Consider the following 16,335-nt stretch of genomic DNA (forward strand, 5'->3'; position numbering starts at 1 on the left):
ATGAATTATGATTATCCAGGAACATTTTACTTTAAATACTACAAGTGTTGATCAAATTGTTGACAAGCTTGATGAATTTGGGTTAGTCGTATTACCCGATTATTTGGGGCAGAATGATGTTGAAAAGCTCTTTGAAGAGTTTCGAGACTTTGCTGAGACAGAGGATACCCCGTATAAGAAAAACACTCCCTATTCTGAGGGTACGGCAACCCGGGTCAAACGCCTGGAAATGGATACCGACCGATTTAAAAAAACCAATGAGGTGTTTGGTTCGGCTTTCATGCGCGAAGTGACGGACAGGTATTGGAGTAAGGATGCTTACCTCAATCACGAAATATTTGTAGTGAAGGATGTTGTGGGAAGTCAACATGTGGCCAATGATTTACATTTTGACGTCAAACCAACGCTTAAATATTTCATATATCTCAATGATACCACGAAAGAGAATGGAGCATTTAGTTGTGTGCCTGGTTCGCACAAGGTTACGCATAAATTGAGGGCGAAGCATCGCGACAAGCTTAGCTATGGAAACCGATCATTAACAAGACAGTTACCTGTCAAAGAAGAAGAAGTTATACCCATTGAAGGGAAGGCAGGCACACTTATTATTTTTTCTACTGAGGTGTTTCACAAAGCGGGCCATGTATCTAAGGGTGAGAGGTATGTAATGAGAGGACACAGTAGGACGGAGCAACAAGACAGAATAGGTGATAAAGTCGGAACTTTTCAACTACTCAAAAATAAGCTTAGGTCTCTGCTTCGTTAGTTGATGTTTTCATGAGGTCCTTTTACTAGAGAAACTCTGACAGGAGATGGAGGGTTTTTGAGCGGACAATATGCATTTGTCCAGCTTGATTTCCCAAATAGGGAGTAAAAAGGCGCAATTACCGGAAGATCTAATCTGAAATATTTAATTTCGGCACCTCATGAAAGAATCTCAATCTTTTGCCTTAATTGACTAAGAGTAAATATGATCATAGATAGAAATATTTATAAGTATATAATTTATCAGGAGGAAACTATTCACAATTCCCTGAAGAAAATTAATGAACAGAAGGGTAGGATTCTTATTGTGGTTTCTGAGCGAGATATTGTTTTGGGGGTGGCTACTAATGGAGATATTTTGAGATGGTTGGTAGAGAACGACCTACCCGATCTGTCTCTGCCTATTTCCCTTATAGCCAATTCGAAGTTTAAGTACGTACGGGAATCAGACAGCCCTTCCAAGTATCAGGAGTTACTCAAAGAGGTGAATTTTTTGCCCCTGATCAATCAAAATCAGCAACTTCTAGGAGTGGTGAGAAGGGATCATCCGGCTGAGGGTATTGAAATTGGGAATCATCACGTAGGGGATGGACATCCAAGTTTTATTATCGCGGAAATAGGAAATAACCACAATGGCGATCTGGCTCTTGCAAAACAGCTGGTAGACTCGGCTATTCTGGCGGGGGCTGGTTGCGCTAAGTTTCAAATGCGGAACCTCAATTCACTTTATGCTAATGCAGGTAAGGCGGATGACATCAAGGAAAATCTAGGTTCTCAATATACCCTGGATTTACTTTCTAAATTTCAGTTATCCAATGAACAGCTCTTTGAAGTGTTTGATTACTGTAAGCAGAAGGGAATTCTACCTTTGTGTACACCATGGGATGCAGAAAGTCTAAAGGTTTTGGAAGAATACGGCATGCCAGCTTACAAGGTTGCTTCTGCGGACCTGACGAATCACGATCTTCTCCGGCAATTGGCTGCCACTGGCAAACCGGTTATTTGTTCCACGGGAATGAGTATCGAAAGTGAAATTATCGAAACAGAGAAATTGCTTCAAAGTCTGGGTGCTCCCCATGTGATGTTGCACTGTAATTCTACCTATCCTGCACCTTTTGGAGACATTAACCTCAATTATATTCATCACCTTAAAGAGATTGTCAATTGTCCGGTCGGATATTCCGGGCATGAGAGAGGAATTCATGTCTCCATTGCAGCAGTTGCCCTTGGTGCCCGGGTGATTGAACGGCACATCACCCTTGATAAAACAATGGAGGGTAGTGATCATAAGGCTAGTTTACTCCCTAATGAGTTTGGTGAAATGGTTAGAGGAATTAGAGAGGTGGAAGAGAGTCTTGGCAAGAAAGAAATCAGGAAAATTTCTCAGGGAGAGATGATTAACAGGGTGAACCTCTCCAAAAGTTTGGTTATTAACCAACCCTTGAAAAAGGGAGAATTAATAGAGGCTCATATGGTCGAAGTGAAAAGCCCCGGAAGAGGTCTTCAGCCCAATGGTCTCAATGCTTTGATCGGTAAGCGAGCCAAACATGATTTCAATCAATATGACTTTTTCTATCCAAGTGATATCGAAGATGAAGAAGTTTCCAAGAGATCCTATAATTTCAATCGTCCGTGGGGAATTCCGGTGCGGTATCATGATTTCAAGGAGATAATAGATGGGACCAACGCAGATCTGGTCGAATTCCATTTGAGTTATAAGGATTTGGAAGTGGATATTCAACAATTCTTTACTGAACCTTTAGAGTTGGATTTTGTAGTGCACAGCCCCGAATTATTTGAAGGTGATCACACCCTCGATCTTTGTACCACTGATGAGGCCTACAGGCAAAGATCAATCAAGGAATTGCAGCGAGTCATTGAAGTCACCAGACAGCTCACGCCATATTTTAGAAAATCCGTTAAGCCCTTGATAGTTACCAACGTTGGCGGTTTTACAAGCCATGGTTTTCTGACCGAGAAGGAAAGAGAGCAACGTATGGTTATACTGGAGTCTAGTCTGAAGGCGCTCAATACAGAGGGTGTAGAATTGATCCCTCAAACAATGCCACCGTTTCCCTGGCATTTTGGTGGTCAACAGTATCATAACCTGTTCGTGTCAGCCGCAGAAATCAAAGATTTCTGTGTTCGGAATGATATGCGCATTTGTCTGGATACTTCCCACTCCAAATTAGCATGTACCCACTACAAATGGTCGTTCCACAAATTTCTGGAAGATGTTGTTCCATACACTGCTCACATGCATTTTGCTGATTCTGAAAATACCGGGGGTGAAGGATTACAGATTGGTGAAGGAGAGGTGGATTACCATGCTGTTGCAGAAGTGATCAACAGGTTGAATCCCGGGGCTTCTTTCATACCCGAAATATGGCAAGGACACGAGAACAGAGGGGAAGGCTTTTGGGTAGCCTTAGAACGACTGGAGCTTTTAATCAATCAATAACGATGGGTAGATTAGTAAAAGTGCTCAAGCAGGGGCTCACCCAATTCACAAACTACAACCGTCCGGCCGGTTGGTTTTTCCTGTCCTTTGTTCGGGTATTTAGAGCGGGAGGGTGTGAGTTCAACTTGTCCAGAAATCTGTTTCCAAGTGGGTATTATTCTCGGTTTCTTTTCAAGACCTACGAAAGTCCTGAAATCGTTTTGACCAAAAAATACTTGATACCCACCGATTCGATTATTGAGCTTGGGGCCTGTATTGGGGTTGTTTCATGTATTTCTAATAAAATTCTTGAAAAACCCGAGAACCATGTGGTTGTAGAGGCGAACCCTGACCTGATTAAGGAGATTGAAAAGAATAGGGTAAATAATGACTGCCATTTCTCCGTGGAAAATGCCATTGTTTCTAATCGGAAGTTTGAAACGTTCTATACTTATAATATTGCTATATCTGGATCTATGCAGAAGAAGGTACATAACCCCAAACTTATTTTGTCCAGGGAGGTACAGGTGAAAGGATTGGGATTTCAGGAACTGCAATCGAAATATGGCTTGAAATTTACCGCCCTCTTAATGGATATTGAAGGAGCGGAATATACCCTGATTGAAGAGAATCTTGAGTTTTTGAAAAATTTGAGACTTTTAATTATTGAGTTTCATCCAAATATTATGCAAGAGTTAGATACCGAAAAGTATCATGTCTATTTAACAGAACTCGGTTTTGAATTGGTAGAGACTGTAGAAAAAACGAGTGTTTACACGCGATCAATATGAAAAATCTGGCGATAGTTCCAGCCCGTGGTGGCTCAAAACGACTTCTCAAAAAGAATCTTAAATTGCTCAATGGGAAACCGTTGGTTCAGTATACGCTTGAAGCAGTGGTTGATTCAAACATGTTTGACACAGTCATACTATCTTCTGATGATGATGAAATACTGTCAGTAGCCGATAAGGTGAAGGGTGTAACACCACAAAAAAGAATTCCTGAATTAGCCACTGATAAGCGAAAAGTCATTGATCTCATCAAAGATATAGCTGAACGTGATGAGGTTAAAAGTACATATGATACGATAGGGTTGTTTTTACCGACCTGTCCTTTTCGTACAGCCAGGCATATAAGGGAAGGTTTTGGCTTGCTGACAAAAGAAGATTACTCCGTGGTGAGCATTACGGATATGTCGGATCCGGTACAGCTTACACTTTCAATGAATGATCAGAAGGTAATTAATCCGGAGGCCGTTCTCAACCCCTCTCCATTGGTAACCGGGCAAACTCGATCACAGGATTTTGAAACGATTTACAGGGTGAATGGAGGGTTTTACATCGCTTGGCTTGATAAATTCCGTGAACGGGAGAATTTTTTTCAGGGGCAGGTCAAAGGATATTATATTGATAAATTGCACTCGGTAGATATAGACTTTGAATTGGATTTTGAGTGGGCGGAGTACCTTCTCCAAAAGAAGCATATTTCGCTGGAGAATTAGTGAGATGAGCATTGTTTGAATATTTGATATTAACCTGAAATAACAATATGGGAATGAATAAATTAATGGATTTGAAAGAGAGAATCCAGGGACCCGTTTACTCGGTGATGACCCCCTTTCTTGAAAACGAGGAAATAGATTTTCTCTCATTGGAACACTCTCTACAGAGAATTTACGATGGGGGCGGTAGGATTTTCTACGTCATGGGTTATAACAGCCGATTCAGTGAGTTGTCATGGGAGGAAATAAGACTCCTCAATAGCTTTGTCACTCAAAAGGTCAAAGCCATAGACCCTAACAACATTATGATCGTAGCTGACCCTCTTCACTGCTCCACGCGGGTTTCGATAGAGTTTGCCCGTCATGCCCAGGAGATTGGTGCGGATTTAATCTCAATTATCAATAGAGAGAAGTTTTACTCTGAGGAGCAGATATACAGACATTACAAAATGATTGCTGATGCCGTGGAAATTGGCATTCTGATTCATGAAATGCCGTTTTTAAGTGGATACGGCGGACCCATTGTAAACTGGCCAATATCCTTGCTGGACCGAGTGGTAGATATTCCTAATGTTATTGCAGTCAAAGAAGATGCTAAGGATGATGCTTTTTCGAGGCAAGTCATAGAGAAAATAAAGGACAGAGCGGCCATTGTTATATCCGGAGGAGGTAAGAGGCAGTGGCTTCAGTTTGCTGAGGTGGGGTGTCAGTCATGGCTTAATGGTATAGGGGTATTTGATCCTCGATTGGCATCCAAATTCTGGGAATACTACCAGGCGGGAAATAAGAATGCTTACATGAGGATTATCAATGAGGTTGAAGTTCCTTTTTTTGAGCAGGGAGTGAAAAAATATGGTTGGCATTTGACCATTAAGGCTGCTATGGAGGCCCTTGGAGTGATTCATAGATATGAAAGGATGCCTTTGATGGAATTGAATCCCGAACAAGCCATGGACGTGAAAAGATTGATTGAATCCCTGCCAATAGATGAGGTAGTTTCTCAGTAAGTGAATTTTCAGAAATGAGTATTGGCGAGAAAGAATTGTATGAGATCGTTGTTGATATTGAATGCAATTCTACTGTGAATGATTGGGTGTATGAAGGGATTGAAATTTGGCCTTTGATTCGCTGCAGTCTGAGAGATGCTTTTTTAGTGAATCAAAGGCGCCTTGCTTCAAAAGGCCAAAAGAAACATTCTGTTAAGTTTGATTTACATGCTATTCTCCAATCATTCAAGACGTACAGGTCGGTGCCAAAAACGGACCTGTTAATTTTCACCAGTACCTCAGGGCATTCGGATCATAAGGAAGAAAAGCCATATGATCGGGTTGCGGATCCTGTGTATGAGTTCCTGACTGACTATATTGATTGGTCCGTTACTAAAATTTCCAATGGGAAGAAACCACCGGAAGCTGATGGTTTCTTTCCAATGAATTTTATGGATCTCAGGTTATTTGCCAATCCGGTGAAATATATCAGACATCAGCGTGGGGTGAAGAAATACCTGGACTCAATTGGAATAGTTGAAGAAATTGAGAGGAGAAGTGGTCTGATTTTTAAGTCTCTCTTGATCAAATCGATCAGCTTTATTCTGGCGGCTCATAAAAGTGCCAGAAGTATCCTGAAAAGGTCGCAACCCAGAGCCGTTGCATTGGTGTGTTATTATCACAATGTCAACTTCGCTTATATGAATGCGGCAAAATCATTGGGAATACCAACTGTAGATATACAGCATGGCAAACAAGGAATTTATCACCTGATGTACACACATTGGAGTCAAATTCCGGAGGGTGGTTATAGAATGCTTCCGGATTTCTTTTGGAATTGGGGAGAGAATTCTAAAATTAACATAGAAAAGGGTAGGAATAGCTTGGATTATCATCAGCCGATTGCTCTTGGAAATCACTGGCTTATTAATTGGAAAAAGACCAGAGACATCAAGCCTTCCCTGACTTACGAAAAACTATTGGATGCTTACTCCACCATTGTCCTTTTTTCTCTGCAACAGGACATGGAAAATCCTATCCCTGATTTTGTGTTAAAGGTGATTGAGGAAACTCAGCATTCTGTTCTGTGGCTTTTTAGGCTTCATCCGGCCCAGAAAATTGGGAATGCAAAAGTTAGGGAGATGCTGGGAAATTTGAAGGTGAATAATATTGAAATTAAGGAATCTTCAGCATTGCCACTTTATCAAATCATTGAGCACATTGATATCCATTTAACCAACTGGTCTTCTGTCTGTATTGAGGCGTTGGGTTTTGGTGTTAAGAGCATCATCGTTCATGCTAACGGCTATGATCTCTATGAGGAATTGATCAAAGTCGAACAATTTTTTTTCGCTAATGATTCTAATAGCTTGCAATCCGCCATGGATAAGATACTGGCCGACACGGGAGAGGTGGATGCATCTACTCATTTTTTAATGGATATGGAAATCATTAAAGAGCGCACGACGCAACTCTTCATCCATCGAATTTTATCCGAAAAATAATCCTCATATCATTATTATTTGCAAGCACCGGCAAGGTGTATCACCAAAGGACGGTTTGTGCTGATTAGGTTATTGTCGTGAAATGAATGACCTGTATGATTAATTCTCACTATAATGATGACGTTGTAGGTGCTGGCTTCAATTTTTGTAATAACCTGTATGATAATTTAATTGATGGCTTTTCTATTAATATGTATGAAATATAGCTGATTAAAGAGATCAGAATGAATGATACAAAAAACTTCAAAGTGTGATGCAGATCGGTTCTATTTACCTGTTCAAAAACAGCCATATGTAATAGGTAAAATGAGAAACCAATTTGCCCGATAAATCTTAAAAATGGTAGTTTAAAAAAACTATTCATCCATGGATTGTTCATATATAGAGAAACAGTTATCAAGCTAAATGATAAACCAAATAAGATTGACAAGTAGCGAAATCCATATAAAGGTTGGTTAAAACCTAAGAAGTTTTTTGAAACTAAAATGAGTGTTATGACACCTCCAGTTAAAAATAGCACTGTCGCGAGTATATGAATAGTGAACTGTTTTCTTTCTAAATATTCTTTTTTGAACTGAACTAGGTAAGCGGCAAAAAATCCCAGCAAGAACACATCGATGAATGTTCCTCTTTGTAACGTGTTCGGAGAAAAGTAGAGTAAATAATCATTCAGGTTGGCGTAAAACATTATGTATAGCGTAAAGTTTAGGAGTGCCAAAAAGGATAATAATATTAAGCCCTTTGGTTTTAATAGAACCCACCCGATAATCGGAACAATTAGGTAAAACTGAATTTCCGAAACTATTGACCAAAAAACTCCATCCCCTCTATAGAAATAGAGATGCTCCAGATACCCATTCAATCCATTAGATACATAAAGATATTTTGGTGAATAAGAGGTGGAAATTACTTGAACAAGAAATACTCCAGTCACAACGATATAATATACGGGGACAACTCTAAGTGCTCTTTTTATGAAGAAGGATTTCATTGCATTAAGAGTAAAAGGCTTGGATAATATTCCAATACCTAATAAAAATGCCGACATGGTAAAGAAAAGGTATACTCCAATGTGCCCTATACCAAGAAAATTTACATATTCGGCAATGGATTGCTCTCTCCCTGAAGTATGCGAAAAGAATACGATAAGAACTGCTAAACCTCTTAATCCATCTAAAACATCAATTCTTTTCACTTGTACAATGTCCTTTCCAAGATCAGTTCGACTCATTTTTTGCCTTTAATCTTAATTGCCGCTCTTATGTATTTGCTCGTATTTCTGTTCTTGGATCTTGGTTCACAGAATGAAATAAATTCAAACGTCCATTTGGGAGCTATACACTCCATGAGGGCTTTATATTCATTGTCCCTCCATCCCGGATAACCAAGTAACTCATCAAAGACAATAATGCAGCCTGGCTGAAGATGTGGTACAGTTTCTTCGAAAATAAGCTTTGTAGGGCTGTAGGTGTCCATGTCAATATGCATGAAGGCAATTTTATTAGCCTCCTTCAGGTTATTTTCAATGAAGGGCGGTAGGGTTTTGTCAATCCAACCCTTGATGAGCACCACGTTGGCGTGGACTTTCGGTAAATTCCCCTTCATGTCAAATGTGGATTTTACCATAGAGGTACCAGACCAGTCCTCAGATAATCCCTCAAATGAGTCAAAACCATAAATCTTCCTTTGATCATTTTTTCCTTGTAGTACTTCACTGAAAAAGTTGATTGAATTTCCCTGAAAGACACCAAACTCTAACAAGGAACCCTCCGCTGGGATGTTATTAAGGGCGTGTATCCAGAATTGATCTTTACGATCCAGTAGAACCGCGCCGGCACCCTGATCATGTATTAGCTGAGCGCTTTCTTTGTAACTAATCCGATCCAATTCATAGAAGGTCTTTCTCGAGTTGGTGACATTTGAAAGCAGAAAGCTGCTGATTCCATCAATGGATTTTGCGATTTTTTTGATCATGTTATTGATTAACTGAGGTAATTAGTTTGGTACAATTTGTTACACCCAATCAGGTAGTCGATTTACGACGCTCCATCCAGATGCCACCTATAAAGAGAATAAAAACCAATAATTCACCTAAAATGGTTAAAGTGTTACCTGCGTAGTAACTCCTGGGTTCAAAAACAAATCGGATTTCGTGATCACCTTTTTCAAGTGAAAGAGCTCTTAAGACATAATTAACCCTCAGAATTTCAACTTCACTGCCATCAATGTAAGCCTTCCACCCCTTAGGATAATATATTTCACTGAATACAGCGAGGCTTTTTCCTGAAGTCCGGGCTGTATATTTGATTTCATTCGGTGTTCGGCTGAGCAACTGCACTGTTCCGGTAGCACCGGGAGTCATCTCCGGTAGTGAAAATTTCGATTCATCTATGACGGCCGTTTGAGCCGGATTGGCACTACATACAGCCGTTAATTCCTCATCTGCAGAGGCTACCTCCATTAAGTTCGCTACTACCCAGCCATTTCCAAGTGAACCCGGATTGCGAATGACTGCATTTTTTGAAGATCCGGCCAGAAAAAAACGAGCATTGAGCATGTTGAGTACCGGAGTGTTGGGTAATCGGGAACTTCCGGATTGAAGAACATTAATTGTTTCAGAGATTTCTACCTGGATACACGCACTGATCAGGTCCTGATACCTACGGATTTTGGCACCATGGTATCCTCCTATTGATTCGTGATGGTATGAGGTTTTGGCTTCATTGAATGGATTCTGAAGATTGAGTACGCGCTCACCAGGAGCCGCCAGGCTCTCAATATAAAGATCAGCTTCGGTTGGCTTAAAATATGTTTTTACTGGTCTGCTCTCAAAAGAATCCTTGTTGAGAAAGCGCTTTGAAAGGCTGAAGATGTCCACAAAGAGTAGTAATATCATCCCTGAAATGATCATTCCTGATTTGAGTGACTTTTTCCAATAGGCCCAGATAAGTCCAGAAAATGCCAGGATGAAAAAGAGTGCCTTCAGCGCATCAGACCTCAAGAGGGACTCCCTATCGCTTCTCAGGGCATCTATCAGCCATTCGGGCAAGCGAGCATCTATACTGCCCCGATAACTCAACGCACCTGCTGCTATCACCAGTAGGAGGGCTGTGCCTCCACAAATACCAATTGACCAAAGAAGTTTTTTCCTTAGATTTTTATCTGATATTCCCGTCAATACCCTTTCCATCGCCATGAAGCCCATTAAATTAATGGACAGAAGGGTCATGCAAATTGCGAAGGTAACCGACCTGAATTTGTTGTACATCGGGAAGTGATCAAAGAGGAGATCATTCAACAAGGTGAAGTTGCTGCCCCAACTAAGTACAATTCCGATGAGTGCCACCACAATCAACCATGCTTTGGTTCTCCGATCCAAAACAAAAATCCCCAGAATGAAAAGGAAAAATGAGAGCGCTCCGGCATAGTATGGAGCTGTCAAAGGTTGATCACCCCAATAGGTGGGCATTGCCTTGAGTTGGTCTCTTAGCTGCTGCCCATTATAGCCAGCTTGTCTTAAGGCACCAGCAGTTGCCGAGTTTGTGCTGAGTTCTTGACTAGATGAGCCGCCATAGATATTGGGGATAAAGAGGAACAGAGGCTCCAGAATTCCATTACTGTAACGAAAAGCATACTCTTTATCCAGGCCAGAAGATTCTTTGCTGTCATCTTTGAGCTCTGACTTTCCTCTGATGCTGTATTTACTGTATTCGTATACGGTCCAAAGTTTTCCTGAATTGGCACCAACGGCGATGGTTGCAGCCAATACCAGCCCGGCAATGGTGAGGAGCAGAGATTTGGTTTGGTTGTCTTTCCAGAAGTAATAGAGCTGGAATGCACCATAAACTAACACTGTAATGAGTAAATAGTAAGTGATTTGTGGGTGGTTCATATAAATCTGCAAGGCCAATCCCAAAGCGGTAAGTCCTATGCCCAGATATTTTTTCCTGGTAAAGGCAAGGTGAATTCCAGCAAGTACCAAAGGAGCAAATGCCAGAGCTGCAATTTTGGAATTGTGACCAGCAGTGAGGCTGATGATATTGAACCCATTGAGTCCAAAGGCAATGGCCCCTGCGAAAGCAACCCAGGGCCGCACGCCAAAGGCCAGGAGCATAATATAGGAGCAAATAAAGCAAACCAGTGTAATTCCCTCCGGGTTGGGAAGGCCAAGTTTGATAATCTGGTAAATATAGATGAGGACGTCTCCAGGAAACTGGACACTCGTGAGATAGGCTGGCATACCACTAAACATGGCGTTATTCCAAAGGGCCTCTTCACCTGTTTCAGCTCTGTATTCTTTTAGCTGATAGTTACTACCCAGGCCTTGCAGAATGTCATGTTGAGCTAATTGTTTGCTTTCGAAGAAAAATGGAGCGTAAACAATGACTGTTACGATGAAAAAACCCAGAATGATAGTTCCGTGGGTAAGAATTGATCTTTTGAGGTTATTTGTCATATCAGATTTTGATATTTAAGTATTTCTTAAGGATGGATTTAACAAATGAGTTAGTGTCCCTGGAAATATTGAATTTGTAAATGAGCATTCCATAAAACACGCTAATTAAAGCAGATTTCCCCATGATGTTCAATACAGGACTCTCCCAGATAGATACAAAATAGAAGAGAAGCATTGTGCCAAAGCCAATTAGAAGGAGCCAGATGTGGTTTTTTGTAAACAGGGAAATCTTCAAATGCCTGACGATATAATAATGCTTAAGCAAATTAAAGAGAATTGTGGATACGAGAAAGGCAATCCCTGCACCATTAATCCCAATCGTTGGCAACAAAGTAAGGTTCAGAATACATAGAACGGCAACGGACAGCAGGAGGAAGTAAACATTTACCCGGTAATGCTCGGAATAAGCCAGTATGTTTCCATTCAGTCCAAAGAGCATATCAAATACTTTGGCAAAACTTATGGCCATTACCACGTACAGGCCCTGAGAGAATACCTTGCCATTTGGGATCACCAGGAATAGGTCCTCTATGTTACATACTATGCCAATGAGGAATAAAAAGCCAATGCTTCCCAACGTAAGTGAGCTTCTCTGGTATAGATTCTCTATTTCTGTATAATTTTTGTTTTTAAACTCTCGGGATACTACCGGTGCTGTGATCATGAGCACTGCTCTGTTGGGTAGTTCTATGATAATTCCAATATAAAAGCAGGTGGTGAATATCCCATTTGATTCAAGCCCAATTAAGGTGGTAATCAGAAGAAAGCTAATATTGGTGTAAATGGAGTTTCCGGCAGAGGCAGCGAGATTGTATATGGAGTAATTCCAGGTTTCACCTATCCATTTTTTCATACTGATCCACGAAAACATGGTCATTCTGAATTTCTGATTGACCAGAACATGGATGGTTTCGAGCACGGTTGCAGAAACATAAAGTGCAACCAGACCTCTTACGCAACCAGCAAAATCTATTAAATCAATCGCATACAGGCATATTATCAAAGCATAGCTTATACGGAGGTATATATCCTTCAAGATGGCAGGTACCAATACGTCCAGTACTACCCGGCTATATGATTGGAATTGAATGAAAAATGACTGACTAGCCAGAATGATCAGGCTAAGAAAAATGTACTCATTGTACATTGCGGACTTTGTTTCAAAAATAGATTTGATCTCATCTATGAAAAGAAATAAAAGTAATGCTGCAGCTATATTGGCAAAGAAGATCAGGTAGATCTGGTTGCTTAAAAATTCTTTTCTTTTTACCTCATTTTTTTCTACGTGGGGGTAGTACCTGACAAGGGTAGCAGGCATTCCCAGACACACAAATGGAGCCATTAGTAGTGCGTTGTTTACCACGATATTGAGTAGTCCGATTTGCTCTGGATCAAGATATTTCGGGCGAAGATATAGGGTGTTCAGGTAGCCTATTGCCACACCCATATAAGCAAAAACCGACCCCCAAAAACTTTGTCTGATGACTATCCCCATAGTTGAATAAAACCGTGAATTTAGGAGTTTTCAGGTAGGATACTGAAAGATTGATGGAATACTATGGATTTGAATTTCCCTGATTTCACCCAAAAAACCACAGCTTAACTGCCAGACCCATGACAGTGACAATGAGGATGAGTCTGATCCACTTATCATCCTTACCTACTGACCAGCGACTCGCTACCCACCCTCCGGCAGAGTTGCCAGCTGCCAGGGTGAGTCCATAATCCCACCGGATCTGATCCTCCCACCAGAAGATGCCCAGGGCCACCAGCGTGTAGCAGACGATCACAAAGGACTTGATACTATTCGTCTTGGCCATGTTGAACCCGTGGACCCCGGTGAGTGTGGCAATAATGAGAAAACCCACTCCCGCCTGGATGAACCCGCCATACAGGCCTACAAAAAAGAAAAGTGCGATGGTTAGCCATTTCCGCTTTGGAGAGAAAACCTCCAATGTACCCTGACGAGCAAGGTAGGGTTTAAGCACCGTGAGGATGATCACAATGACCATCACCACTGCCAGAATTTTATTGAAAAGAGGCCCCTTGATATCGATGGCAAAATAAGCCCCGATGATACAGCCGGCAACAGCCGTGATGCTCACATAAAAGGCATACGGAAACACGGATACACCTTTACTTTTGAAACCACCCACCGCCACAAGACTTTGTAAAAACACTCCAATCCGGTTAGTAGCGTTGGCCTCACTGGAGGGTAACCCCATGAAGATAAACAGTGGCAGTGTGATGAGCGAACCACCCCCGGCCAGGGTATTGATCACCCCTGTAAATAGTCCTACCCCCAGCAAAATCAGTGCTTCTATCCAGGTCATATATGCAGGTACAGGTCAGTTTTGTGACACGCCAGGGTGTCAGGGCAGATTTCGAGGAGCTGCTTCTGGGGTAGTTTAAGCACCGGGTGTATCTCATCAGGCACCAGCTCTGCCAGTGGCATCAGCGTGAAGCGCCGCATGGCGATGCCCGGGTGAGGTATCCTCAGGTGAGGACTCTCTACTATAAAATCATTGTAATACAGGATGTCTACATCGATGATCCGCTCGCCCCATTTCTTGAGTCTTGTCCTCCCCATTTGTTTTTCTGTATCCAGGCAGCATTGGAGCAGGCTCTCGGGATCATGGATGGTATCTATCTGCAAAACCATGTTTAGAAACCACCCCTGATTTTCATCGCCCCAGGGCGCAGACTCATACACGGCCGAAAGGCCACTGATGTTGATCTCATGTGCTGCTAAGATCTCTTTAGCCTGCTGGAGGTTTTGCATCCGATCACCCAGATTGGAGCCTAAAAGTAGAAAAATCCCTTTCATCAAAGCAATTAAACAATTTCGTACTTCAACCGTCTTTATTTGGCTGGATAATTAGATTTGTAAAATAATAGTATTTAAAAATATAACATGGCATTTCTGCGCAATCTATTGGCCACCATTGTGGGGCTTTTTATTTTTTGTTTCCTATTGATTTTCCTTTTAGGCAGTATCGCTGCTTCTTCAGAATCCATCCCCCATGTAGAGGATAATTCTGTTTTACACCTGAACCTGTCGGGAGTGGTGGTAGAAAAAGCCGTGGATGACCCGTTGCAGGAGCTTCTGGGAGGCGGTCCGGCACCTATCAGCTTACTGGATCTCCTTGCGGCAATAGATGCTGCCGCTTACGATGACCGCATTCGTGGTATCTATATCGAACCACAATTTCTTTCGGCTGGTTACTCTTCGTTGCAGGAAATCAGAGATGCCATCATCGATTTTAAGAGCTCAGGTAAGTTTGTGCATGCTTATGGAGAATACATCAGCGAGGGGGACTATTACCTCGTGTCTGTGGCCGATTCCATATACCTGAATCCTCAGGGGTCATTGGAGTTCAACGGGCTGTCTGCCGGAGTTACCTTTTTCAAAGGACTCTTTGACAAGCTGGAGATAGAGCCGGAGATTTTCAGAGTTGGAGAATATAAGAGCTTCGTGGAGCCTTTCATTCGCAAGTCTATGAGTGAGGAAAACAGGCGCCAGCTGACTGAGCTCATCACGTCTGTGCACGATACCTATTTGCAAAATGTATCTGCTACCCGTGGTATCTCATTGGATGCCCTTAAGGGGATCTCAGATCAGATGAAAGTGCGATTGCCAGAGGATGCGGCCAGGGTAGGGTTGGTCAGCAAAGTGGCTTATGAGGATGAGATGATAGATTTACTCAAGTCAGAGGTTGGGATTCAACCTGGTGATGACCTGGAGCTGATTACCTATGATAAATACATGAAAACTACATCCGCCAGTAGTCTTTCCAGCAATAAGATTGCGGTGATCGTGGCCAATGGCGATATCGTGATGGGCGAGGTAGACAATGCCGTAGGGAGTGATCAGTTTGCAGAGGAGATCAGAAAGGCACGTGAGAGCAGCTCGGTGAAAGCAATTGTCCTCAGGGTAAACTCTCCTGGTGGGAGCCTGACAGCCTCTGATATCATTTGGAGAGAAATCATGCTTACCAAAGGCAAAAAGCCCATCATTGCGTCTATGTCAGATGTGGCTGCTTCAGGGGGGTATTTCATTGCCATGCCCTGCGACACCATCGTAGCACAGCCTAATACCATTACCGGTTCTATTGGGATTTTTGGTTTACTTTTCAACTTCGGTGACTTTCTCGAAAATAAGCTTGGTATCACCAATGAAAGCGTGTCCACAGGAGAGTTTTCAGACCTCATGACGGTCACCAGGTCACTTACCGAGTATGAGCGATCGATCATTCAAAATCAGGTGGAAGAAGGGTATCGTACTTTCGTGACCAAAGCAGCCCAAGGTCGGAATATGCCGGTTGAGGAATTGATGAAACATGCCGGAGGCCGGGTGTGGAGTGGTACACAAGCCAGGGAAAGAGATCTGGTGGATGTACTCGGCTCCTTTGATACGGCGGTGAAAATAGCGGCTGAAAAGGCCGGGATAGCCGATGACTATCGTCTGAGCTTTTACCCCAGACAAAAACCACTTTTGGAGAAAATGCTGACTGACCTCAGTGAAGCAGAGGTTAAGATATTCGGAGGCCAGGAGAAGGTATTTACACCGTATCTTCAGCAGATCGAATCTTTGCAAAGAATGAATGGCATACAGGCACGCCTGCCCGGAAATCTGGAGATTAAATAGGCCTGAATTTTGGTGAATATCTAAACCTAACTAA

Annotated in this window: 13 protein-coding genes; 7 read left to right on the forward strand and 6 right to left on the reverse strand. The window is 42.1% G+C overall.

Annotated elements, in window-relative coordinates; genetic code table 11:
• The first annotated feature begins 7 nt into the window (after positions 1–7).
• The 6 genes from RIH33_RS16880 (at position 8) to RIH33_RS16905 (ending at position 7,197) form a co-directional block, all read left to right on the forward strand.
• Entirely contained in the window at positions 8–766 is a 759-nt protein-coding gene (locus tag RIH33_RS16880) for a phytanoyl-CoA dioxygenase family protein (protein WP_406655061.1), read from the forward strand.
• A 204-nt stretch (positions 767–970) separates the two neighbouring features.
• Entirely contained in the window at positions 971–3,226 is a 2,256-nt protein-coding gene (locus RIH33_RS16885) for an N-acetylneuraminate synthase family protein (protein ID WP_406655062.1), read from the forward strand.
• 2 nt (positions 3,227–3,228) lie between these two features.
• Positions 3,229–3,996, forward strand: coding sequence for an FkbM family methyltransferase (locus RIH33_RS16890; RefSeq protein WP_406655063.1), 768 nt, complete (start codon positions 3,229–3,231; stop codon positions 3,994–3,996).
• Positions 3,993–4,706 carry a cytidylyltransferase domain-containing protein gene (locus RIH33_RS16895; protein WP_406655064.1) on the forward strand — a complete coding sequence of 238 codons (714 nt, stop codon included), beginning with the start codon at positions 3,993–3,995 and terminating at the stop codon, positions 4,704–4,706. Before RIH33_RS16890 ends, RIH33_RS16895 begins: the two co-directional genes overlap by 4 nt.
• Positions 4,707–4,759: 53 nt before the next feature.
• On the forward strand, positions 4,760–5,713 hold the full coding sequence (locus RIH33_RS16900; protein ID WP_406655065.1) for a dihydrodipicolinate synthase family protein: 954 nt from the start codon (positions 4,760–4,762) through the stop codon (positions 5,711–5,713).
• A 485-nt stretch (positions 5,714–6,198) separates the two neighbouring features.
• Positions 6,199–7,197, forward strand: coding sequence for a hypothetical protein (locus RIH33_RS16905; RefSeq protein ID WP_406655066.1), 999 nt, complete (start codon positions 6,199–6,201; stop codon positions 7,195–7,197).
• Between the two features lie 109 nt (positions 7,198–7,306).
• Here the strand turns inward: RIH33_RS16905 and RIH33_RS16910 are convergent, their stop codons facing one another.
• The 6 genes from RIH33_RS16910 to folK all read right to left on the reverse strand — a co-directional run bounded on the left by RIH33_RS16910 (position 7,307) and on the right by folK (position 14,480).
• Entirely contained in the window at positions 7,307–8,428 is a 1,122-nt protein-coding gene (locus RIH33_RS16910; RefSeq protein ID WP_406655067.1) for an acyltransferase family protein, read from the reverse strand.
• The gene (locus RIH33_RS16915; protein ID WP_406655068.1) at positions 8,425–9,171 is read right to left on the reverse strand and encodes a class I SAM-dependent methyltransferase; all 747 of its coding nucleotides are present in this window, start codon (positions 9,169–9,171) and stop codon (positions 8,425–8,427) included. Before RIH33_RS16915 ends, RIH33_RS16910 begins: the two co-directional genes overlap by 4 nt.
• Before the next feature lie 49 nt (positions 9,172–9,220).
• Positions 9,221–11,653, reverse strand: coding sequence for a YfhO family protein (locus tag RIH33_RS16920; RefSeq protein WP_406655069.1), 2,433 nt, complete (start codon positions 11,651–11,653; stop codon positions 9,221–9,223).
• A 1-nt stretch (position 11,654) separates the two neighbouring features.
• Positions 11,655–13,148 carry a lipopolysaccharide biosynthesis protein gene (locus RIH33_RS16925; RefSeq protein ID WP_406655070.1) on the reverse strand — a complete coding sequence of 498 codons (1,494 nt, stop codon included), beginning with the start codon at positions 13,146–13,148 and terminating at the stop codon, positions 11,655–11,657.
• Positions 13,149–13,233: 85 nt separating this feature from the next.
• A complete protein-coding gene (locus RIH33_RS16930) occupies positions 13,234–13,986 on the reverse strand; it encodes a sulfite exporter TauE/SafE family protein (RefSeq protein WP_406655071.1) in 753 nt (250 codons plus the stop codon).
• The gene (folK, locus tag RIH33_RS16935; RefSeq protein ID WP_406655072.1) at positions 13,983–14,480 is read right to left on the reverse strand and encodes a 2-amino-4-hydroxy-6-hydroxymethyldihydropteridine diphosphokinase; all 498 of its coding nucleotides are present in this window, start codon (positions 14,478–14,480) and stop codon (positions 13,983–13,985) included. The genes RIH33_RS16930 and folK overlap by 4 nt, the downstream gene beginning before the upstream one ends.
• An 87-nt stretch (positions 14,481–14,567) precedes the next feature.
• Here folK and sppA point away from each other — a divergent pair, with 87 nt between their 5' ends.
• The gene (sppA, locus tag RIH33_RS16940) at positions 14,568–16,301 is read left to right on the forward strand and encodes a signal peptide peptidase SppA (RefSeq protein WP_406655073.1); all 1,734 of its coding nucleotides are present in this window, start codon (positions 14,568–14,570) and stop codon (positions 16,299–16,301) included.
• Positions 16,302–16,335: the final 34 nt, after the last annotated feature.

Origin of the sequence: Marinoscillum sp. (genome assembly GCF_040222955.1) — a bacterium.
In the GTDB taxonomy this organism is placed as follows: Bacteria; Bacteroidota; Bacteroidia; order Cytophagales; family Cyclobacteriaceae; genus Marinoscillum.